Origin of the sequence: Trinickia sp. EG282A, assembly GCF_040965455.1 — a bacterium.
GTDB classification, from domain to species: Bacteria; Pseudomonadota; Gammaproteobacteria; order Burkholderiales; family Burkholderiaceae; genus Trinickia; species Trinickia symbiotica.
Window position 1 is genome coordinate 873,817 of record NZ_JBFRCC010000003.1, and the last position, 21,104, is coordinate 894,920.

At 64.6% G+C, this 21,104-nt stretch carries 18 protein-coding genes; 6 read left to right on the forward strand and 12 right to left on the reverse strand.

Annotated elements, in window-relative coordinates:
• The first annotated feature begins 1 nt into the window (after position 1).
• The gene (locus AB4Y31_RS18435) at positions 2-1,150 is read left to right on the forward strand and encodes a branched-chain amino acid ABC transporter substrate-binding protein (RefSeq protein ID WP_368675141.1); all 1,149 of its coding nucleotides are present in this window, start codon (positions 2-4) and stop codon (positions 1,148-1,150) included.
• A gap of 119 nt (positions 1,151-1,269) precedes the next feature.
• Here the strand turns inward: AB4Y31_RS18435 and AB4Y31_RS18440 are convergent, their stop codons facing one another.
• Together AB4Y31_RS18440 and AB4Y31_RS18445 are read right to left on the reverse strand one after the other, a co-directional pair.
• Positions 1,270-1,647: a cupin domain-containing protein gene (locus AB4Y31_RS18440; protein WP_368675142.1), complete on the reverse strand. Its 378-nt coding sequence runs from the start codon at positions 1,645-1,647 to the stop codon at positions 1,270-1,272.
• A 90-nt stretch (positions 1,648-1,737) separates the two neighbouring features.
• Positions 1,738-2,655, reverse strand: coding sequence for a helix-turn-helix domain-containing protein (locus tag AB4Y31_RS18445; RefSeq protein WP_368675143.1), 918 nt, complete (start codon positions 2,653-2,655; stop codon positions 1,738-1,740).
• A 214-nt stretch (positions 2,656-2,869) separates the two neighbouring features.
• Between AB4Y31_RS18445 and AB4Y31_RS18450 the strand changes: the two genes are divergently transcribed.
• A complete protein-coding gene (locus tag AB4Y31_RS18450; RefSeq protein WP_368675144.1) occupies positions 2,870-3,760 on the forward strand; it encodes a cytochrome c oxidase assembly protein in 891 nt (296 codons plus the stop codon).
• On the opposite strand, the gene AB4Y31_RS18455 is transcribed toward AB4Y31_RS18450, so the two are convergent.
• Positions 3,727-4,629, reverse strand: coding sequence for a helix-turn-helix transcriptional regulator (locus tag AB4Y31_RS18455; protein ID WP_368675145.1), 903 nt, complete (start codon positions 4,627-4,629; stop codon positions 3,727-3,729). The two genes, AB4Y31_RS18450 and AB4Y31_RS18455, sit on opposite strands and share 34 nt — an antisense overlap.
• A gap of 145 nt (positions 4,630-4,774) precedes the next feature.
• On the opposite strand from AB4Y31_RS18455, the gene AB4Y31_RS18460 reads away from it, so the two are divergent.
• Positions 4,775-5,323 carry a hypothetical protein gene (locus AB4Y31_RS18460; protein ID WP_368675146.1) on the forward strand — a complete coding sequence of 183 codons (549 nt, stop codon included), beginning with the start codon at positions 4,775-4,777 and terminating at the stop codon, positions 5,321-5,323.
• A gap of 64 nt (positions 5,324-5,387) precedes the next feature.
• Here AB4Y31_RS18460 and AB4Y31_RS18465 read toward each other — a convergent pair whose 3' ends face one another.
• On the reverse strand, positions 5,388-6,605 hold the full coding sequence (locus AB4Y31_RS18465; RefSeq protein WP_368675147.1) for an aminotransferase class I/II-fold pyridoxal phosphate-dependent enzyme: 1,218 nt from the start codon (positions 6,603-6,605) through the stop codon (positions 5,388-5,390).
• Positions 6,606-6,732: 127 nt separating this feature from the next.
• Here AB4Y31_RS18465 and AB4Y31_RS18470 point away from each other — a divergent pair, with 127 nt between their 5' ends.
• Entirely contained in the window at positions 6,733-7,584 is an 852-nt protein-coding gene (locus AB4Y31_RS18470) for a LysR substrate-binding domain-containing protein (protein WP_368675148.1), read from the forward strand.
• Positions 7,585-7,913: 329 nt separating this feature from the next.
• On the opposite strand, the gene AB4Y31_RS18475 is transcribed toward AB4Y31_RS18470, so the two are convergent.
• The 8 genes from AB4Y31_RS18475 to hutH all read right to left on the reverse strand — a co-directional run bounded on the left by AB4Y31_RS18475 (position 7,914) and on the right by hutH (position 16,465).
• Complete coding sequence (locus AB4Y31_RS18475; protein WP_018439067.1) at positions 7,914-8,219, reverse strand: HigA family addiction module antitoxin; 306 nt, start codon at positions 8,217-8,219, stop codon at positions 7,914-7,916.
• An 85-nt stretch (positions 8,220-8,304) separates the two neighbouring features.
• Positions 8,305-9,111 carry an N-formylglutamate deformylase gene (hutG, locus tag AB4Y31_RS18480; RefSeq protein ID WP_368675149.1) on the reverse strand — a complete coding sequence of 269 codons (807 nt, stop codon included), beginning with the start codon at positions 9,109-9,111 and terminating at the stop codon, positions 8,305-8,307.
• A 39-nt stretch (positions 9,112-9,150) separates the two neighbouring features.
• Positions 9,151-10,557: a formimidoylglutamate deiminase gene (locus tag AB4Y31_RS18485; protein WP_368675150.1), complete on the reverse strand. Its 1,407-nt coding sequence runs from the start codon at positions 10,555-10,557 to the stop codon at positions 9,151-9,153.
• Between the two features lie 14 nt (positions 10,558-10,571).
• Positions 10,572-11,819 (reverse strand): imidazolonepropionase, encoded by a 1,248-nt coding sequence (gene hutI / locus AB4Y31_RS18490; RefSeq protein ID WP_368675151.1) that lies wholly within the window; start codon positions 11,817-11,819, stop codon positions 10,572-10,574.
• Positions 11,816-12,472 (reverse strand): HutD family protein, encoded by a 657-nt coding sequence (locus tag AB4Y31_RS18495; protein WP_368675152.1) that lies wholly within the window; start codon positions 12,470-12,472, stop codon positions 11,816-11,818. Before AB4Y31_RS18495 ends, hutI begins: the two co-directional genes overlap by 4 nt.
• Before the next feature lie 10 nt (positions 12,473-12,482).
• The gene (gene hutU, locus AB4Y31_RS18500; RefSeq protein ID WP_368675153.1) at positions 12,483-14,171 is read right to left on the reverse strand and encodes a urocanate hydratase; all 1,689 of its coding nucleotides are present in this window, start codon (positions 14,169-14,171) and stop codon (positions 12,483-12,485) included.
• A 54-nt stretch (positions 14,172-14,225) separates the two neighbouring features.
• Positions 14,226-14,927, reverse strand: coding sequence for a histidine utilization repressor (gene hutC / locus AB4Y31_RS18505; RefSeq protein ID WP_368675154.1), 702 nt, complete (start codon positions 14,925-14,927; stop codon positions 14,226-14,228).
• Entirely contained in the window at positions 14,924-16,465 is a 1,542-nt protein-coding gene (hutH, locus tag AB4Y31_RS18510; protein WP_368675155.1) for a histidine ammonia-lyase, read from the reverse strand. Before hutH ends, hutC begins: the two co-directional genes overlap by 4 nt.
• 555 nt (positions 16,466-17,020) lie before the next feature.
• Here hutH and AB4Y31_RS18515 point away from each other — a divergent pair.
• Positions 17,021-17,236, forward strand: a complete 216-nt coding sequence (locus AB4Y31_RS18515; protein ID WP_368675156.1) for a hypothetical protein — start codon at positions 17,021-17,023, stop codon at positions 17,234-17,236.
• Positions 17,237-17,842: 606 nt separating this feature from the next.
• The gene (locus tag AB4Y31_RS18520; protein WP_368675157.1) at positions 17,843-20,992 is read left to right on the forward strand and encodes a transglycosylase domain-containing protein; all 3,150 of its coding nucleotides are present in this window, start codon (positions 17,843-17,845) and stop codon (positions 20,990-20,992) included.
• Positions 20,993-21,104: the final 112 nt, after the last annotated feature.

Genomic DNA, 21,104 nt, shown 5'->3' on the forward strand with positions numbered 1-21,104 from the left:
CATGCGTATTGCGAAGACGATCGCCCCTATCGCAGTTGCCGTTGGAACGCTTCTCGCCGCTGTGCCGCTCACCGCTTCGGCGGACATGACAGTCAAAATCGGCTTTGCCGCGCCGCTTACGGGCCCCAACGCGAACTACGGCGCTGACCTCAAGAACGGCGTGCAGATGGCCCTCGACGACGCGAAGGCCCAAGGTATCAAGATCAATGGTCAGACAGTGGACTTCCAGCTCGTCTCCGAAGACGACCAGGCGGACCCGCGCACCGGCACTCAGGTCGCGCAAAAGCTCGTGGATGAAGGCGTCAATGTCGTCATCGGCCACTTCAACTCCGGCACGACGATCCCTGCCTCGGTGATCTACGAGAAGGCCGGCATCCCCGATATCGATCCCGCCGCGACGAATCCGACCATCAGCGGCCGCGGATTCAAGAACATGTTCATGGTCATTTCCAACGATGCCCAAAACGCCGGCACGGCGGGCACGTATGCCGTGGAGGTGACGAAGGCCAAGCGTATCGCCATCATCGACGACCGCACGGCGTTCGGACAAGGCGAGGCGGACGAGTTCGCCAAGGCGGTCAAGAAGGCGGGCGGAAATATCGTCGGGCGCGAATACACGACCAATTCCGCCACCGACTTCAAGACGCAACTCACGAGCCTCAAAGGCAAGAATCCCGATCTCATCTTCGTGGGCGCGCTCAATCCGCAGGCCGCCGGCATCATGAAGCAGATGCGCCAGCTCGGCATGAAGGCGCAGTACGTCGGCGGCGGCGGCGTGAAGGATATCGACTTCATCAAGCTTGCTGGCGACGACGCCGAAAACGCCGAGGCATGGGAGTATGGGCGCCCGCTCGACAGCACGCCCGTCGGCAAGACCTTCGCCGACAACTTCAAGAAGAAGTTCGGCGTGGATGTGCTCTCCTATGCGCCGTTCGGCTACGACGCGACCTGGACCGCAATCAAGGCGATGCAGGCGGCGAACTCAGCCAAGCCCGATGATTACCGTGCGAAGCTGAAAGACATCAGCTTCGATGGCATCACGGGACATATCGCGTTCAATCCGGACGGCTCGCTGAAGGGCGCCTCGTCGACGATGTATCAAGTCAAGAACGGCCAATGGGTGACGGTCGTCACGAAGAGCGCGGAGTGATCTCGCGGAGCTAACCGCGACTCATTCACACACCGCATTGCTTCCTGAGGGGCCCCAAGCAAGGGGCTCCGTTAGGAGGCGACGGTTGCGGCTTCGGCGTGCGGCCTGCCCGACGCGCTTCACGCGTCTCCCGTCGGGACGATATCTGCCCCCTCCACCATGAGGATCACGGTCTTCTCCGGCGCACGGGGGCGATGCAGCACGCCCTTCGGCACGACAAACGCCTGGCCTGCGCGCAGGTCGACAGATCGCTGCTCGAGGTCGATCAAAAACTGTCCGCTGACAACATAGAAAAACTCGTCGAGCGAATCGTGCTTGTGCCAGTGATACTCGCCCTGGACGACGCCCAGACGCACCACTGAATCGTTCACCTGGCAAAGCGTCTGGTTGTACCAGGGATGGGCGTTTGCCGCGACGAGCGAGGGGATATCGATCAATTCACCAGCAGCGTGCAGTACGTCGAGGCGAGTCAGATAAGGATGCGTTTCAGTGCTCACGAGCGTCTCCGGAGAACGTTGCGCAACGGGAACGCGCAACACCGCGACAACTGTATGCGCCGCTCGCCGAGGCCGTCTTGAACGAGACCGTCAACTGTTGGAACGGAAACGGCCTTGTGCGCGGAGCGCGCGGTACGCCCCAGGCGTCACGCCGAACTGGCGGCGAAAGACGCGCGTGAAATGGCTTTGATCGGCAAAGCCCGTGGTTTCGGCAATCTGCGCCAGCGGCCGATCGACGTCGAGCAGCAGCCGGCTCGCGACGTCGAGCCGCAATTGGCGCACGTACTCGCCTACCGTGCAGCCGAAATGCTTCCTGAAAGCGCGCGCCAGATGGTCCGCCGACACATTGCAGTTGGCTGCGATCGCCTCCAGCGAAAGCGGCTCGCAGCATCGCTCGCGCAGCAACGCCTCGGCCCGGTCGAGCCAGCGGCGCGTGCGAGCGCCGCCAACCATCCGGCTCGCGGTCACGCCCTGAGCGCCGACAGGCGTCGCGGACGGCGACGGAAGAATGTGAGCATATGCGCTCCTTCCCATGCCAGTGCGCTGGCACGCCGCGAGCAATTCGAGCACCAGCCCTTCGACGGCAAGCGGGGTGGCGGCATCGGGTTCTCTGCATTCATAGACGAGTCGCCGCATCAGCGACAAGGGCGCCCCGCCTGCAAAATCACCGGGATCGAGCAAGAGATTGGCGCGGCCGCCAAGCCGTTCCAGCCAGGATGAAGCAAACTCGACATGCAGGACACGGCCGCCCGGCCCATGCCAGCAGTTCTCGTGCGGCAGCGCAGCGGGAAAGAACGTCAGTGACATCGGCGCTTCGTCGCCCGTGCGCCCCGGCCACGCGCGCGTCGCACGGCCCCCGAGCACGAAGCAGAAAAACGCATTGACGTGTTCGTGGCGAGGAATGATCAGGTCCGTCGCAAAATCCGTCTCGACGATCGACAGCCCCGCGCCGCTGTGCCGCGGAATGTTCTTACCGAAGTAGTCACCCGGTTCGAGCACTCTCAACATCTCTCAATCCCTCGAGCTAGTCGGTCGATTCTACTCGTGCACGAGACGGCTCGCCGCGCGAACGATGCCCGACTCGCGCAAAGCGTACGCAATTAACCGGCGGCTTCAATGGCCGGACGGCTCGGCGCCGCATCCTCGCACCTGATAACATCCGACTCCAATCCGCCGGCCCACAGGGCTCGCTCAACGCCGCATCACCGTCCAACGATTCGTCATGTCTTTGTTCAGCCTGCTCGATCCGTGGGAGCCCTCCCTCGCGCTCGTGGCCGTTTTCATTGCCGCCGCCTTGCTCTATGCGCGCGGCGCGCGGCGCATTTCCGTGACGTTCGCGCGGCGGGCCGCGTTCTGGTCCGGTCTTGCTCTCTTTTACATGGCATTGCATACGCGGCTCGACTACTACGCCGAGCACCAGTTCTTCGTTCACCGCCTGCAGCATCTCGTGCTGCACCATCTCGCGCCGTTGATCGTGATGGCCGGCTATCCGGGCGGCGTCCTCCGCGCGGGGCTGCCCTTGCGCTGGCGCATGTCGCTGCGGCGATGGCAACGCGGCACGGCCGCGCGCATGGCCGCCGCGGTCCTGCTCAACCCAACGTTCATTTCGCTCGCGTTCGTCGTTTCGGTCGTGTTCTGGCTGGTTCCGTCGATACAGTTCGTGGCGATGCTCGATTGGCGCATCTATACGTTCATGAACTGGTCCGTGGCCGCGAGCGGACTGCTCTACTGGTGGATGCTGCTCGATCACCGTCCCGCCCCGCCGAGCCGCACGCGTCCCGGCTTGAGAGTCCTGTCGCCCGTCATCACGATGACGCCGCAGATTCTCGTCGGCGCGATCATCACGTTCTCGTCGCAAGATCTCTATCCGGTTTTCACGCTGTGCGGCCGCGCGTTCACGTCGATCCCGCCAGTGCTCGACCAGAGCCTCGGCGGCCTCATCATGTGGGTGCCGGCGGCAGTGCTCGAAGCGATCGGGGCGATGATGGCCCTGCGGCATTTGATGCGGTTGTCGGCGCGAGCGCCGCGCGGCGAGCAACAACGGCCCGCCGTCGCAGCTCGCCCGACCGGGGCTGCGGTTCAGGAACCGCGGCTTCCCATCCGCGCGCGATAGGCGCGAGGGCTCATTCCGAACTCGTTTCTGAACGCGCGATTGAAGTTGGAGACATCGTCAAAGCCACAATCGAGGGCAATGTCGATGACCTTCGCGGGGCCATCCACCAGGCGCTCCACAGCGGCGCGCAATCGCGCGCGCACGACGTATTGATGCGGCGTCGTACCCGTCACCCGCTCGAACGTGCGCAGAAAATGATAAGGGCTCAAACCCGCGTGCCGGGCCAGACCATCGACCCTGGTATCGCCGTCCGGCGACTCGTCGATCAGCCGGAGCACTTGCATCACGCGCTCGAGCGCCGCGGCCGGAACGGAGTTGCCCGCTTGCACGCGTTGCTCGGTCGTCTCTCGTAGCACGGCGGCGGCAAGTGCAAAGGCCAGTTCGTCCCAGGCAACGCAGGCACGCGCGGCAACACCGGCCGCGGCCGCCGCGACGAACGGCGCGAGCGCTCGCGAAGGCGCGATGCGCGCCGTGCAAAACCTCGCGCGAGCTCGGCGCAGCCCGGCATCCTCGGCGATTCGCTCGAAGCACTCGGGCGTGAAGCGGAACGCGACGCAACGGTCGCCCGCGCGGTGGTGATGGCCGCACTCGAAGCATTCGCCCGCGTTGCCCAGCATGACCGAACCGGGCGTCATCAGCCCTCTTCCAGGCACGGATCGGTACTCGAACGCGCCGGCCGCTACGAGCGCGATCAGTACCCGCTGATGGCGCTCCTCGAATGGCCAGTCGCCGGGCCCATGCGTACAAAGCACGTCAGCGACGTCCCAGCCCGGACCGGCCGCGATGACACGCGGCGCGACACGTCCGCGCGCGCCCGCCTCGCGCCGCAGCGCGAGCGCCTCATCCAGACCGGCCGCAATTTTTGCCAAGCTTCACCTCGCCGCGTTGCCTAGTATCGTCCTCGTGGCCGAGCGGGCGGATCGCAGACCCGTCGCCCGCTGTGCCGAAGACCGCGCCGGCACGATCAGGCGCGGTCAGCCGGTAAGCGAATTCGATCTAGAAAGGAGACTCAACGTGAATCGTATCGAAAATGAGGCATCGCGTGCATTCCTGTCGGCCCTCGCCGCTCCGGGCCGCGCCGCCGACATCGGAGAGGCCGACGATCTCTACGGCTGGCTCGTCGGCAGCTGGTCGCTCGAAGTAGTGCGCTATCGCGGCGTCGATTTGCGCGGCAAAGGCATGATGGCCGAAGCGCACTTCGGCTGGGTGCTCGAGGGCCGCGCCATCGGGGACGTATGGATCATGCCGCCGCTTGGCGCCCCCCCGCCGAAAGATCCGGAATTCAACATGTATGGGACGACGCTGCGCAGCTGGGATCCGGATTTGCGCGCCTGGCGCATTTCATGGACGAATCCGGCGCGACGTCACCGCGAAACGCAGATCGGCCGGCGCGTTGGAAACGAGATTGTGCAAACGGGGGCGCGTCCCGATGGTCAAGCCACGCGCTGGCGCTTCACCGAAATCACGTCCCGCGGTTTTCATTGGATCGGCGAAGCGCTCGATCGCGATGGGGCGACTTGGTTCGTCGAAGGCGAATTTCTTGCGACGCGCGTGGAGGGTTGAACGAGGCGGCGAGCACGTGCGCGTTCGGCGGCTCTATGCGCCTCTGGTCATTGCCCGTAGGGCATCACTCGCGCTCATCGATGGCCCGCCGCAACGAGAGCGCGATGCCCTTTGCGGCACGCTCGATATCCGCGAGGCTCGGGAAGCTCGGCGCGATGCGCAGATGCGTATCGCGCGGATCGATGCGGTACGGAAACGCCGCGCCCGCGGGTGTCAACACGATGCCGGCCTCGGCGGCAAGCGCGACCGTACGCTTGGCGAGTCCATCCGGGGTGTAGAGGCTCACGAAGTAGCCGCCCTGCGGAGTCGACCACGAAACGCCGGGGGCATCGGCGAGCATCGCTTCGAAAGTCGCCGCGACCGCATCGAACTTCGGCCGTAACAGCGCGCGATGCCTTTCCATCAATCGCTCGAGCCCCGCGCGATCGCGCAGGAACCGCACGTGCCGCAACTGATTCAGCTTGTCAGGGCCGATCGTGCGCACCGATACGTGGCGCTGCCACCAATCGATGTTGCGCGGCGACGATGCGAGAAAGGCGACCCCGCCGCCGGCCAATGTCACTTTCGACAACGACGCGAAGACGAGCGCGCGATCGGGATAGCCCGCCTTCAGCGTGGCTCCGACGATATCGGGGCTAGCGTGCCTGCGCTCGGTCAGGTGATGGAAACGATAAGCATCGTCCCAGAAGAGCCTGAAATCGGGCGCGGCAGTCGGCATCGAGGCGAGGCGCCGCACGGCGTCTTCCGAATAGATCGTTCCCGTAGGATTGCTGTAAAGCGGCGTGCACCAGATGCCCTTGATCGAAGGATCGGCCGCAACCTGCGCCTCCACGAAATCCATGTCGGGGCCGTCGTCGCCGAGGGGCACCGCGATCATCCGGACGCCCAGCGCCTCGCAGATCGCAAAGTGGCGATCGTAGCCGGGCACTGGACAAAGAACGGCTGCTCCCCTTGGCAGTTTGTGCCACGGTTCACCGCCCGGTAAGCCGAACAACATCGCGAACGAGAGCGCATCGTGCATCAGCTCGAGGCTCGAATTGCCGGCCGAAACCACTTGACTCGGCGACAGGCCGAGTAGCTCTGCGCCGAGCTCGCGCGCTTCGGGTAGGCCCAGCAGATGACCGTAGTTGCGGCAATCGATGCCGTCGCGTGAAAGATGTCCGACTGTCCCGGCTTCGTCGATCAGTCCGCGAGATAGGTCGAGCTGCTCGGGTGCGGGCTTGCCGCGAGTCATATCGATCGAGAGGCCCAAGCGGGCAAAGTCGTCGTAAGTCATCGGCATGTGTTCTCTCCGCGAGTCATTCCGAAATGAAATGGGGGCTGACGAGTGAAGTATGCCGATATGGGAGGATTCAGACAAACGCGTTATATTGAACATTTCGTTCAGCTTTTCTGATAGATACGACGCGATGAAGACCCTCGATCTCGATGTCCTCTCGATGGTGGTCGCGGTTGCCGATGCCGGTAGCTTCCTGCGTGGCGCCGCACTCGTGCATCGCTCGCAATCGGCAGTCAGCATGCAGGTGAAAGCGCTCGAAGGCGCGCTCGGCAAGACGCTTTTTGTGCGCAGGGCGCGCAGCGTCGTGCCGACTCAAGAGGGGTATCTGCTCATCGAGTACGCGCGCCGAATGCTCGCGCTGCGCGATGAGGCGTGGGCGTCGCTCGTGCATCCCGAGATCAAGGGGCGCGTCGTGATCGGCGTGCCCGACGACTATGCTTCATCGCTGCTGCCCGGCGTGCTGCGAAAGTTCTCGGCGACTTATCCGAAGGTCGAGATTCAGGTGGTCGGCCTGCCGAGCCATGCGCTCGTGCCGCTCGTGAAGGACAACAAAATCGATCTCGCCTGCATGACACGCATGAAAGGCGTGCGCGGCGAACTAATCCGCCTCGAGCCGACGGTCTGGGCCGGCGCGGCGCGTGGCGGCCCGATATGGAAAGAGCGGCCACTGCCGATCGCCGTCTTCGCAGCCGGCAGCGTCGCGCGCGCCAACGCGATCCGCGCGCTGCAGCGTGCGCGCATCGCCTATCGGACTTCGTATGAGAGTCCGAGCTTGCTTGGGCTCTTCAGTATGGTCGAAGCGGGACTCGCCGTGGCGCCCGTCGCGCGTTGCGCGCTACCCGAGCGATTCGTTCAACTTGGTCGACCGCAAGGGCTGCCGCCGTTGCCGCCGCTAGAAATCGTGCTCGCACGCAGCGCCGGATCCAATCGCGCGGAATGCGATTTCTTGGCCGAGCAGATTCTGGGAGAACTGCGGGTTTGAGTGGCAGCAATCCAGTACTCAATCGTACCAGAGCGACTACCGAGAATGCGCATCGCTCGATGCCCCAGTCTAGTCCCGCTATCGGCGAAGCATCGCCGCAGGCAACGCCTCGATCATCCAACGAGTCAAATTCCGTGAGACGTGACGTGTAATGCCATCCTCGCGGGAGAGCAGCAGGCGCCGATGCAGTCCGGCAGGGGTCATGTCTTCCAGTCTTTCGATCGGTAGTGCTGCCATCGCGTACAGCTCCAGCTTAGTTCAAGCGCTCTATTATGCCTCTGCCTGGCTGCGGCGGTCGCAAGTACAACGATGTGGTCGACGCCAAAGTCCTAAAACAACGACTTTTGCCGCTGCTGACTCACCGGCACGACATCGAAGCCATCGAACTTCTCGCGCGCCTTGGCGAGATCGTGCAGCAGCTGCCTTTGCAGCCATGTCTCGGCGCCGCCGCCGAATGCTCTATCGAGCCGCAGTGCCATTTCGGGCGAGATCCCTGCCTTGCCGCTCAACAGGTTGGTCAGCGCTTGGCGGCTCACACCGAGCGCCGTCGCCCCCTGCGTCACGGTCAGGTTGAACCGCTCGAGGCAAGTCTGGCGCACGATAGCGCCGGGATGAATGAAGTCGGAATCGGCCATGGGCCGAAACCTTATCGACGAAGCGGGGATTCGTCAACCGACAAGTGGCGGTTGTCGCGCCGGATGCACGGCGAAAAGACGCGCTTTAGCCGATTCGCGCGAGCGCCTCGTCGATCAACGCTTCCAACAACGGCTCTACCCTCCGGGCCCGCGCTTCGTCATAGGCATACGGACGAGTCTCCTGCATATACGTAATCTGCGACAGCTCGAGCTGCACGGCATGGATCCCCTCCTCCGGCTTTCCGTACTGCCTCGTGATATAGCCACCCTTGAAGCGCCCATTTGCGACGGCCGTGAAAGCCCCGTCCCGCGTCACGCATTCGGCCAACGCCTCGGCCATCCCCGGCGCCGCGCTCGCACCGCCCGCCGTGCCGAAATTGAAATCGGGCAAGCGCCCCTCGAAGAAGCGCGGCACGCGGGAGCGAATCGAATGCGCCTCCCATAGCAGCACCTTACCGTGCCGCGCCTTCAATGCCGCGATCTCTTCGACGAGCGCATCGTGATACGGCTGCCAGTACTTCGCGCGGCGCCGGGCGACCTGCTCGTCCGTCGGCTCGCCGCCCGGATGGTAGAGCGGCTCCTTGTCGAACGTATCGACGGGCAGCAAGCCCGTCGTGTCCTGTCCCGGGTAGAGACTCGCGTTGTCGGGCGGGCGGTTGAGGTCGATCACGTAGCGTGCATAGGTCGGCACGATCAGCGACGCGCCGCGCCGCGCCGCAATCCCGTAAAGGCGCTCGAGATGCCAGTCGCAATCGTCGACATACTCGGCCACATCCGTCATCGTTGCCCGGATCTCTTCGGGAATTTCAGTACCGACGTGCGGCATCGAAATCAGCAGCGGCAAGTGCCCGCGGTGGACCGAGAAAACGGGCCGCTCATGCGAGGTGTTCATTTGATGGAGTGTCAATATGAGAAGGAACAGCCGCCCATCTTAGCGCAGCAGCTCCCCCATCGCTTCCCGATACGCCGCAAAGGCCCGCTCCTCGTCGGCGTGCCTGCCATCCCGCACGACGCATCGACCACCGACATAGACTTCGCGAATGGGCGATGCGCCGTGCTCGCAGAATACGATGCCGGCGAGCCAGCTTTCACGCGGGTGCGCATCGATACACGGATGCCTCGGATCGAGCACGATCCAGTCGGCCCGGCAGCCCGCGCGCAAAGCCCCCGTGAGGCGGCCGGTCGCGGCAGCACCACCCGCGAGCACCGCCTCGACGAGTCGATCGGCGACTTGCGGCCTTGCCTCGCCCGCGAGCACGTTGCGCTCGCGACGCGCGAGACGCTGTCCGTATTCGAGCAGACGCAGCTCGGCACGCCAGTCGACGGCCACATGGCTGTCCGATCCGATGCCGATGCGCCCTCCCGCGTCGAGGTAATCGCGCGCGGGAAAGATGCCGTCCCCAAGATTCGCCTCCGTCGTCGGACACAATCCGGCGACGGCCCCGCTCGCCGCAAGCCCGGCGACTTCCCGGGCGTCGACATGCGTCGCATGGACGAGGCACCAGCGGCCATCGACATCGAAGCGGTCGAGCAGCCATGCAACGGGGCGCGCCCCTGTCGCAACGATGCACTCGTCGACTTCACCCGTCTGCTCGGCGATATGGATGTGCACCGGTGCGCCACGCATGTCGCTCGAAAGCCCGTCGATGAGCGCTCGCAGCGACTGCTCCGAGACCGCCCGCAGCGAATGCGGGGCAACGCCATACGCGAGCGCGCCATGCTCAGGCCTCGCCTTGCGAAGCCCATCGATCAAATCGAGCAACTCGTCGGGAGTACTGATGAAGCGCCGCTGGTCGTCGCGCGGCACCCGCGCACCGAACCCGCTGTATTGGTAGAGCACAGGCAGCATCGTCATGCCGATACCCGCGCGCATGGCCGCATCGACGACGCGTTCGGCAAGCTCCGCACGATTCGCATAGCGGCCGCCATCGGGCGCATGATGAACATAGTGGAATTCGCAGACCGACGTATAGCCCGCCTTCAGCATCTCCACATAGAGCCAATATGCGACGGCCGCCAGCGTCTCAGGGGTGACGCGCGCCGCGAACCGATACATGAGCTCGCGCCAGCTCCAAAATGTATCGCTCGCATTCGCCCGATACTCGGCCAGCCCCGCCATGGCACGCTGGAACGCATGCGAATGCAGGTTCGGCATACCCGGCATGAGCGGGCCCGCCGCGCGTGCAACATCGGGCGATGGCAGCGTATTCGGCGTGACGGCAGTCAATGCGCCGCCGGCATCCCATTCGAGCAGCACATTGCGTTGCCACCCGGCTGGAAGCCAGGCGTTCTCGGCGAACAACGCGCGCGGCGTTCGAGAATCGGGCGTTATGCTCATTTGCATCGAATCCGTCATGGCCCGTCGCCGATGGCGCGGGGAAGAAAGGAACCGCGTTCGAACACCGTGACGCCCGCGCGCACAACGCGCGAGGCAAGCGGCCGTCCGATCCAATAAGCGAGCTCGGCGAGTGTTTCGACTGACCACGCGACGAAATCCGCTCGCCGCCCGACTTCGATCACGCCGTGGCGGTCGCTCCGTCCAAGCGCGCGTGCCGCATGGCAAGTTACGCCTTGCAATGCTTCGGTGACCGTCAGCCGGAACAACGTGCAGCCCATGTTCAACATCGCGAGCAGCGACGTGGACGGCGAGGTCCCCGGATTACAGTCGGTCGCGAGCGCGATCGGCACGCCGTATCGCCGCAACAAATCGACGGGCGGCAGCTGCGTTTCGCGAATGAAGTAGTAAGCGCCCGGCAAAAGCACGGCGACCGTGCCCGCCTCCTTCATCGCTGCCACGCCGGCTTCGTCGAGGAATTCGAGATGATCGGCCGAGAGCGCCCCGTAGCGCGCTGCAAGCGCCGTCCCTCCGTTGGCGCTCAGCTGCTCGGCATGCATCTTGACTGGCAAGCCGCGGCGAGCCGCCGCATCGAGCACCCGCTCGCTTTGCGCGAGCGAGAATCCGATGCGCTCGCAAAAGACGTCGACCGCATCGACGAGCCCTTCATCGGCCAGCGCCGGCAGCATCCGCTCACAGACCTCGTCGATGTAGTCGTCGGGGCGGCCAGCGAATTCCGGCGGCAACGCATGTGCGCCGAGAAACGTCGTGTAGACCGATACGGGATAGCGGCGCCCGAGTTCGCGTGCCACGCGCAACATCTTGCGCTCGGTCGCCAGATCGAGGCCATAGCCCGATTTGATTTCGATCGCCGCGACGCCTTCCGCAATCAGCGGCTCGAGCCGGCGAGCCGCATCGTCGAGTAGCGTCGCCTCATCGGCGGCCCGCGTCGCGCGCACCGTCGAGACGATCCCGCCGCCGCGCCGCGCGATTTCCTCGTAGCCGACGCCCGCGAGCCGCATGGCGAATTCATCGGCGCGATGGCCGCCAAAAACGATATGGGTATGACAGTCGACGAGGCTAGGCGTGACCCACGCGCCGCCGAGATCCTCGCTCGGCCACGACGATAGCTCGGCCGGCAGATCCGACGCTGGGCCGAACCATTCGATGTTGCCGTCGCGCACGGCGAGCGCTGCATCGACGATCGTGCCGTCCGGGTCGCCGCTCGGGCAAAGATGCAGATGCCGCCAGATCCGCTCGCTCATGTTTTATCGACCCGTCGATCGAAATAGCGAATGCCGACGGCGAGCGCGGTGCCTTCACCGGACACGATGCACGACAAGCCACGCGGTCGATCGAGATGCAGCGAGTCCATCGCCGTGAGGCGCACCGGCTCCGCCCCGGCGACCGTCAGGTCGACCATCCCTTCGGCGCAAAAGACGAGCGCCGCATCGGCATCGAGCCGGTGCTCGTCTCCTGCCCGCCAGAGCTCGACTGTGCCGCTCGCCTCGCTGCGCCGGACCATCAGATTGAAGTCGCGCGTCGGCCCGTCGAGCAGTTCAGCATTGACGACGAGCTCCCCGGCGAAGCGAGCGAACGCGAACGGCTCGCTCAACGCCGTCTGTGCCATGCCGCGCTCGTCGGCGAGCAGCATGCCGGCGCCCGACAGCAAGACGAGCGTCCGATCGATACCCGAGAAACGCGAGAATGGCCCCGAACGTTCGACATCGGCGACGCTCACGCGCCAGACGAACTCGTCGAACCCGGCGCCCGGCGGGTATACAGCGATCTCGTGCGTCAGACCGCCGCCATTCTTCCATGGCGAAGCGACGACCTCGGCACCGCGCACGACGCTCCCCGAAGCGAAATTCGCCCCTGGGACGATCAAATCCAACGCACTAGTCTGAAGTGCAACCATCGCCCTCACCTCATCGCCCGAGCATCGGCAGCTTGAGCCCGACGTCTTGCGCCGTGCGTCGCGCGAGGTCGTAACCGGCGTCGGCATGTCGCATTACGCCCGTCGCCGGATCGTTGAACAGCACGCGCTCGATGCGGCGCGCGGCGGCTTCGGTGCCGTCGCAGACGATGACGACACCGGCATGCTGACTGAAGCCCATGCCGACCCCGCCGCCATGATGCAGCGACACCCAGGTCGCGCCGCCGGCGGTGTTCAGCAGCGCATTCAGGAGCGGCCAGTCGCTGACGGCATCGGAGCCGTCCTGCATTGCCTCGGTCTCGCGATTCGGGCTCGCGACGGAGCCCGTGTCGAGATGGTCGCGGCCGATCACGATGGGCGCCTTCAGCTCGCCGCGCGCGACCATCTCGTTGAAAGCGAGGCCGAGCCGATAGCGGTCTTTCACGCCGACCCAGCAGATGCGCGCGGGCAATCCCTGAAAAGCGATTCGCTCGCGCGCCATGTCGAGCCAGTTGTGCAAATGGGCGTCGTCGGGGATCAGCTCCTTGACCTTGGCATCGGTCTTGTAGATGTCCTCGGGGTCGCCCGATAGCGCCACCCAGCGGAACGGCCCCTTGCCTTCGCAAAAGAGCGGGCGGATATAGGCTGGCACGAAGCCGGGAAAGTCGAATGCGTCTTCGACGCCCATGTCGTGCGCCATCTGACGAATGTTGTTGCCGTAGTCGAGCGTCGCCGCGCCGCGCTTTTGCAACGCGAGCATCGCCTGCACCTGGGCCGCCATCGATTGCTTCGCGGGGGTGACGATGCTTTGCGGATCGACTCGCTGGCGCTCGCGCCATTCGGCGACCGTCCAGCCCTGCGGCAAATAGCCGTTGATAGGATCGTGCGCGCTCGTCTGGTCGGTCACGCAATCGGGCGTGATGCCGCGTGCAACGCATTCGGCGAAGACGTCGGCCGCATTGCCCAGCAGTCCGATGGAAACGGCCTTGCCGCTCCCCTTCGCCGCCTCGATCATCGCGAGTGCCTCGTCGAGCGTCGTTGCCTTCTTGTCGAGGTAGCGCGTTTTCAAGCGAAAGTCGATGCGCGTCTCATCGCATTCGACGGCGATCATCGAGAACCCCGCCATCGTCGCGGCGAGCGGCTGCGCGCCGCCCATCCCGCCTAGGCCGCCCGTCAAGACCCAGCGGCCTTTCGCATTGCCGCCGAAATGCTGGTTCGCAACGGCATAGAACGTCTCGTAGGTGCCTTGCACAATGCCCTGGCTCCCGATATAAATCCAGCTGCCGGCCGTCATCTGGCCGTACATCATGAGCCCCTTGCGATCGAGCTCGTGAAAGTGCTCCCACGTCGCCCAATGCGGAACGAGGTTCGAGTTCGCGAGCAGCACGCGCGGCGCATCGGCATGCGTCCGGAACACGCCGACGGGCTTGCCGGATTGAATCAGCAGCGTCTCGTCGTCGCCGAGGTCCTTCAACGTCTCGAGAATCCGGTCGAAGCAATTCCAATCGCGCGCCGCGCGGCCGATGCCGCCGTAGACGACGAGCGCATGCGGATGCTCGGCGACTTCCGCATCGAGGTTGTTCTGGATCATCCGGTAGGCCGCTTCGGTGAGCCAGCTCTTGCAGGTCTTCTCCGTGCCGCGCGGTGCACGCACGGTGCGCGTCGGATCGAAGCGCGGATCGGAAAACTTCGGGTCGTTCATGCGGTCCTCCTCGGGGATTCGTATGCGTTGATTCGGTCGGCGTCAGTTCAGAAGTCAGAAGTGGCCCGTGAATCGATAACGGTTGCCTGGATGCCATAGATTGGCTACCGAAGCGACGAGCGTGCGCGTCCAGGTGCGTCGATGCAGCACGAGACACGGCTCGCCCTCGGCCATCGCGAGGTGCGCATGCGTCTCGGGCTCGGGCAGCGCCGCCTCGATTCGATATTCGACGCGCGAGAGCGGCGCGACGCGCACGAGGTACTGATTCGGCGTGATTCTCGTGAAGTCCTGCAGCGCGTATTCGGGCGCGGCAGCGGGATTCACCCAACGCTCCTCCAGCTGCACCGGCTCGTCGTTTTCGAAATGCAGCAGCCGCGAATGAAAGATCGGGCTGCCCGGGCTGACCTGCATCTCCTCGGCCAGCGCGGCATCGGCAACGGCCGCGCCCAGTGCGAGCACGCTCGCGCGATGCTGGTGACCGCGCGCGCCGATCTCGTCGGAGATGCTGCGGATCGCAACGAGCGTCGATTCGTATTTGGGCCGTGCGACGAACGTCCCCGCGCCCTGCACGCGCGTGAGCACCTGCTCGGCCGTCAACTCGCGCAGCGCGCGGTTCACCGTCATGCGCGCGACTTTGAATTCGCGCGCGAGCTCGTTCTCGGAAGGCACCTGATCGCCCTCGGCCCATTCGCCCGAATGGATGCGCGCGAGGATGAAGTCCTTGATGCCCTGATAAGCGGGAGCGGAAGCGTTCATTTCGCTCTGGGCACCGGCCCCTCGGATGCGAACGAGAACGGGCTTGCCGCGGCGATCGTGCCGTCACGCACGAGCCGCTCGACGGCGGCGATGTCGGGCGCGAAGTAGCGATCGAGCTCATAGTGCGGCACCGCCGCGCGCAGCGTTTCCATCACGCGCCGCAACGGCGCGCTCGTGCGATGCGGCAGGCGCAAATCGATGCCCTGAGCCGCCGCGAGCAACTCGATCGCAAGGATGTTCGCCGTATTCGCGGCGATGTCGGCGAGCTTGCGCGCCGCGAACGTCGCCATCGAGACGTGGTCTTCCTGATTCGCCGAGGTCGGCAGCGAATCGACGGACGCCGGATGCGCGAGCGTCTTGTTCTCCGAAGCGAGCGCGGCCGCCGTCACGTGCGCGATCATGAAGCCCGAGTTGACGCCGCCATCCTTGACGAGGAACGGCGGCAAGCCCGAAAGCGTCGCGTCGATGAGCAGCGCGATCCGTCGCTCGGCGAGCGCGCCGATCTCCGCGGCCGCGAGCGCGAGATTGTCGGCGGCGAACGCAACCGGCTCCGCATGGAAGTTGCCGCCCGAGAGCACTTCGCCGGTATCCGGGAAGATCAACGGGTTGTCGGAAACGGCATTCGCTTCGACGAGCAACACGTCGGCTGCGTGACGCATCTGATCGAGACACGCGCCCATGACCTGCGGCTGACAACGCAGACTGTACGGATCCTGAACCTTGCCGCAGTCGCGATGCGAGAGGTTGATGCCCGAGCCTTCGAGCAGCGCGCGATAAGCGGCCGCCGCGTCGATTTGTCCCCGATGGCCGCGCAACTCGTGAATGCGCGCATCGAACGGCTTGATGGAGCCGGCCGCGGCATCCACCGACAGCGCACCGGTGACGAGCGCGGTGCGAAAGAGGTCTTCGATCGCGAAGAGGTTGTAAAGCGCGAGCGCCGTCGACGCCTGCGTGCCGTTCAGCAGCGCGAGCCCTTCCTTCGCCTGCAGCGTCAGCGGCGCGAGGCCGGCCAGCTTGAGTCCTTGTGCCGCGCTCATCCGCTCACCGCGAGCGTGCACTTCGCCGATGCCGAGCAGCGCGGCCGACAAATGCGCGAGCGGCGCGAGATCGCCCGAGGCGCCAACCGAGCCTTTGACGGGAATGACGGGCAACACGTCGGCGTTGAAGAGCGCGACGAGCGCGTCCATGACCTCGCGCCGGATCCCTGAGTGACCGCGGCCGAGGCTCGAGAGCTTCAGCGCGATCAAGAGCCGCACGACGGGCGCCGCCATCGGCTCGCCGACACCGACCGCGTGCGACAGCACCAGATTGCGCTGCAGCAGTTCGAGCTGATCGTGCGCGATGTGCGTGCTCGCGAGGCGGCCGAACCCCGTATTGATTCCATAGGCGGGCTCGCCTTTGGCGGCGATCTCGGCCACCGCCCGCGCACCGGCGTCGATGGCGGCATGGCTTGCCGGGTCGAGCGTGAGTGTGACGGGCTCACGGGCGATGCGACGCAGTTGGGCCAGATTCAAATGGCCAGGCGTGAGAATCATCATGAAAGGTTCCTGTTGCATCAGTCGTTCGTCGATGACGTGGCAGTCTAGTCCGGCCGCCTTGTATATACAACTCGTTTTTACAAGCCGCATGTAAGGGATTTCCATTACATGCGGCGAAGCGCGTGCGGCAGACCTGTACGGCATACGGACGCCCGCATGGTCGTTCAAGTGACAGATCGTTGTTGGCGGCTCCGCAGGTCCTCGACCTAGCAGGCTTCGTTGAACCGCGAGGGCTGAGGTTGTCTAGACATATGCAAGAGAATGGCCGAATCGGCGAACCGGACTGCTACCGAGGAGCCGCGAGCCGCACCAAAAAGGCGAGCGTGGCGCACTGCAATGGGTGGTTTGGCGGAGACACGATGAACGGTGCGCACTACCGGCGTGCGCGCGGGCATCGAATGAGTGGAAACAACGCTAGGTACGAGGTGTGCTTTGTTAGAGGCAAAGGCAGGACGCGGCAAAGCGATCGACGCGGCGCGTGCTGCGACTGCCGAGAGGAAGCGTCGCGGCCATCGCCGCAACTCACCTCCATCGAATGAAACGAACCGCTTGATCATGACTAAAACGCGAGAGACTCGAGAAATTCAAGGACAGCGACAGATGGATCTGATCGAACTTGCAAGAGAATCCGGCATGGCCGTGCTGTTGGACGCCAGGATCGGCCGGGAAGAGTACGTGAGCGTGAGCGGCTCGCTCGCCGCGCTCGCGCGCTTTGCCGACGCGGTCCGCAAAGAGCCGGAGAAAGAGGGGTCCGACAGCGGCGATTCATGAAGCCTCTCGGGCACCTCGCCCCGAGCATGCCGCCTTTCGAGAATCCATGAATCGGCGGTTTGACGAGCGCTTGCCCGATGGAATTCGGCAAGCGGCGCCCGGGCGCCCGCCCAGGGCGCAAGCGCGACCGTATCGTTCGACGTCTTGCGAGATGAAGATGCGCCCGCGCGAAACCCCACCCTTTGATCGTCCTCTCTCCCTCTCGGCGTAAAGAGAAGCGTTGTTACGGCGTTCCGTAACGACATTGCCACGATTCGCCGCAATTATCGTTTATGACTGCGGGTGCCGCCCGGCAGTCGATATTCGTCTGAGCTTAAAGAATTCATCGGCGCAGCCGAAAACCTTAAAAGCAGCTAGCGAATGGCGCGCAAAATAAGTAGGGTCGAAAAATGAATAAATTACCGACGTTTTCAGGCAGGCTCATTGCTCGTTCTGCAGTGTTGACAGAAGACGTCAGACGTTTTGCATTCGTGTGGCGCGAGTGTCGGCAATTCGTGCGTCACGCCACGCCGTTTTAATGCGCAAACCATTTGCTGTGGTTAAACTAATCGTGGTGGCCGCAGTGTTTCAAGCGCCGTCACGTAGAGGCACCAGAGGAGCCTAACAATGAATCGCCCGCTCGGCCGCATGATGCCGCTGCGCGTCATCACGACGATGTCGCCCGGTGCCCGCTGGAAGTGGCTTCTCGGGTTCGTCGCGGCAGGATTACTCGGCGTCCTCGCCTATTTCGCCTCGATTGAAATACAAACTTCGCGGCTGCAGGCACGCTACCTCGCCCGGCTCGATCGCGACGTCTCATTCTCGCTCGAGCCCGGCCCGAGCAACAGCATCCGTTTTCCTTCGGCGTCTTTGAGCGGGCCGTACGACATCCGGCTCGGCTACGCGCGCCTCCCCGATTTCGAAAAGCGCCTCCTCGCTCGCGGCTATGTCGTCACCCAGCAGGCGCGCGATTCATCGACGATGACCTCGATCGCCGATCATGGCCTCTTCGTACCTTATGCGGAGAAAGATCAAGGCGGCCTGAAATTGTTCGCGATGAACGACGAGCCGCTTTTCAGCGCGCGCTATCCGGCGCTCGCCTACCCGAGCTTCGATGCGATTCCGCCGCTCGTCGTGAGTGCGCTCACGTTCATCGAGGATCGGTACCTGCTCGATACGCGCGAGCCCTACCGCAATCCCGCCATGGACTGGGGGCGCTTCACGCGCGCACTCGGCGATCAAGCTCTGCGCTTCGTCAATCCCCATCAATCGACGCCGGGCGGCAGCACGCTCGCCACGCAGATCGAGAAGTTTCGCCACTCGCCGGGCGGCCGCACCGCGACGCCGCCCGAAAAGCTGCGCCAGATCGCATCGGCATCGGTACGCGCTTATCTCGGCGGCGAGGATACGATGCCGGCGCGCCGGACGATCGTCATGCATTACCTGAACACGGTGCCGCTTGCCGCGCAGCCGGGCGTCGGCGAAATTTCCGGTCTTGGCGACGGACTCACCGCCTGGTACGGCCGCGACTTCAACGAGGTCAACAATCTGCTCGCGCAGGCGAGCCTGCAAGGCCCGAGCGGCGAGGTATCGCCCGAGACCCTCGCCAAGCAGGCGCTCGCGTTCAAGCAAACGTTGTCGTTGCTCATCGCGCAGCGCGCCCCCTCGTATTACCTCGTGCGCAATCCCGCGGCGCTGGATCGACTGACCGACAGCTATTTGCGCGTGCTGGCGGCCAACGGCGTGATCTCGCAGCCGCTGCGCGACGCCGCCCTCGCCGAACGGCTCGTGCTCAATCGCGCTTCCGCGCCGCAGCCGGTCGGCGAATCGTACGTCGCGCGCAAAGCCGTCACGCTTTTGCGGTCGCATCTTATGAATGCGCTCGGCGTCGCGAGCTACTACGATCTGGACCGGCTCGACCTGACGGCGCATGCCACGCTCGACAAGAGCCTGCAGGAAAGCGTAAGCGAGGCGCTCGCGCGCGCGACCACCGTCGATGGCGCGAAGGCCGCGGGCCTCTACGGCTTCGAAATGCTGCGCCCGGGCGACGATCCGTCGAAGATCGCATTCAGCTTCACGCTATTCGAGCGCCGCGGCGGCGAGAATCTGCTGCGCGTGCAGACCGACAGCGTCAATCAGCCGTTCGACATCAATCACGGCGCGCGCCTCAACCTCGGCTCGACGGCCAAGCTGCGCACGATCGTCACGTATCTGCAGATCGTCGAGAGATTGCATGCGCGCTATGCGTCGATGTCGACAGCCGAGCTCAAGCGCGTGCAACCCGACCCGCTCGACAATCTCGCGCGCTGGGCCGTCGATTACCTTTCGCATACGAACGACCGATCGCTTTCGGCAATGCTCGATGCCGCCGTCGAGCGCAAGTACTCGGCGAGCCCCGGCGAGCTGTTCTCGACGGGCGGCGGAATGCAGGCGTTCACGAATTTCGACAAGTCTGACAACGGCCGCATCCTCACGGTCAGCCAGGCGTTCCAGCACTCGGTGAACCTCGTCTTCGTGAGGCTCATGCGCGACATCGTCCACCACGAGATGATCGAGGCCGCCGGGCCGTCGCTGAGCTGGACCGACGATCCCGCGCTGAGGCAGCGCTACCTCAAGCAGTTCGTCGATCAGGAGAGCCTCGTCTATCTGCATCGCTTCTACAAGAAGTACGAGGGCAAGACGCCCGATGCGGCGCTCGATACGCTGATCGCGGGCATGCACAAGTCCGCGCCGAAGGTCGCGACAGCGTTGCGCAGCGTCGCGCCCGAGGAGCCGCTTCCGTGGTTCGGCGGGCGCATGCGCGCCGCTTTGAAAGGCACGCCCGATCAGTGGCTCACCGATGGCGACCTCGCCGCGCTCTATGCCAAGTACGGCATCGACAAGTTCAACCTCAACGATCGAGGCTACATCGCGCGGGTTCACCCGATCGAGCTCTGGATGCTCAACTATCTGCGCAAGCACCCGAACGCATCCGAAAACGAATTGCGCGCGGCGAGCAAAGATGCGCGATTCACGTCCTATGCGTGGCTCTTCAAGACCCGGCATCACTTGACGCAGGACCGCCGCATCCGTCGCATGGTCGAGCTCGAGGCGTACGGGCGGATCACGCAGGCGTGGCGCGCGCTCGGCTATCCGTTCGAGACGGTGACGCCTTCGTATGCCGCGGCCGTCGGCGCTTCGGGCGATCGTCCCGACGCCCTGGCGCAGCTGATCGGCACGATCGCGAGCAACGGCAGGATGCTGCCGCTGCAAAGCATCGACTCGCTCGAGTTCGCGGCCGGCACACCGTTCGAGACGCACTTCGCGCATGTGCCGAGCAAGCAGGGTCCGGTCGTATCGCCCGAGATTGCCGAGGTCGTCCAGGGTCTGCTCACCTCCGTCGTGCAGGGCGGCACGGGCGCGCGCCTCGCGAGCGGCCTGCCGCTCGGAGACGGTCACACGCTGACCGTGTACGGTAAGACCGGGACCGGCGATCAGCGCTTCGAAGTCTACGCGAGCGGTCACAGGCTCATCGAATCGCGCAAGGTCAATCGCACGGCGACGTTCGTATTCGTCATCGACAACCGCTTCTTCGGCTCCTTGACCGCCTTCACGCACGAGCCGTACGCGGCGCGCTACAGCTACACGAGTGCGATGGCCGTGCAGCTCTTGAAGTCGCTCGGCCCGACGCTCGCGCCGCTCATCGAGCACGAGGAGCGGACCAGCACGGCCGCCGAGCACGGAGAAGACGCCGCCTCCCCCACCCCTTCCATCGTCAAGACCGCCTCTCCCTCGTGAATGCCGGGTGGGCCGCCGCTTGCGTAAAGCGGCGAGCCCCGTCGGCGATGCATGCGACAATCGCGCGACAACGACAAGCGCGAAAGCGCGCGCATGCTCATTCGCATCGACA

Bases quoted from the DNA above. Each gene is read 5' to 3' on its own strand.
- AB4Y31_RS18435 (WP_368675141.1), top strand. From the start codon at position 2: ATGCGTATTGCGAAGACGATCGCCCCTATCGCAGTTGCCGTTGGAACG.
- hutI (WP_368675151.1), bottom strand. From the start codon at position 11,819: ATGAGCGAGCGGATCTGGCGGCATCTGCATCTTTGCCCGAGCGGCGAC.
- AB4Y31_RS18470 (WP_368675148.1), top strand. From the start codon at position 6,733: ATGAAGACCCTCGATCTCGATGTCCTCTCGATGGTGGTCGCGGTTGCC.
- AB4Y31_RS18515 (WP_368675156.1), top strand. From the start codon at position 17,021: ATGACTAAAACGCGAGAGACTCGAGAAATTCAAGGACAGCGACAGATG.
- AB4Y31_RS18485 (WP_368675150.1), bottom strand. From the start codon at position 10,557: ATGAGCATAACGCCCGATTCTCGAACGCCGCGCGCGTTGTTCGCCGAG.
- AB4Y31_RS18475 (WP_018439067.1), bottom strand. From the start codon at position 8,219: ATGGCCGATTCCGACTTCATTCATCCCGGCGCTATCGTGCGCCAGACT.
- hutC (WP_368675154.1), bottom strand. From the start codon at position 14,927: ATGAACGCTTCCGCTCCCGCTTATCAGGGCATCAAGGACTTCATCCTC.
- hutU (WP_368675153.1), bottom strand. From the start codon at position 14,171: ATGAACGACCCGAAGTTTTCCGATCCGCGCTTCGATCCGACGCGCACC.
- AB4Y31_RS18465 (WP_368675147.1), bottom strand. From the start codon at position 6,605: ATGCCGATGACTTACGACGACTTTGCCCGCTTGGGCCTCTCGATCGAT.
- AB4Y31_RS18445 (WP_368675143.1), bottom strand. From the start codon at position 2,655: ATGTTGAGAGTGCTCGAACCGGGTGACTACTTCGGTAAGAACATTCCG.
- AB4Y31_RS18495 (WP_368675152.1), bottom strand. From the start codon at position 12,472: ATGGTTGCACTTCAGACTAGTGCGTTGGATTTGATCGTCCCAGGGGCG.
- hutG (WP_368675149.1), bottom strand. From the start codon at position 9,111: ATGAACACCTCGCATGAGCGGCCCGTTTTCTCGGTCCACCGCGGGCAC.
- hutH (WP_368675155.1), bottom strand. From the start codon at position 16,465: ATGATGATTCTCACGCCTGGCCATTTGAATCTGGCCCAACTGCGTCGC.
- AB4Y31_RS18450 (WP_368675144.1), top strand. From the start codon at position 2,870: ATGTCTTTGTTCAGCCTGCTCGATCCGTGGGAGCCCTCCCTCGCGCTC.
- AB4Y31_RS18520 (WP_368675157.1), top strand. From the start codon at position 17,843: ATGAATCGCCCGCTCGGCCGCATGATGCCGCTGCGCGTCATCACGACG.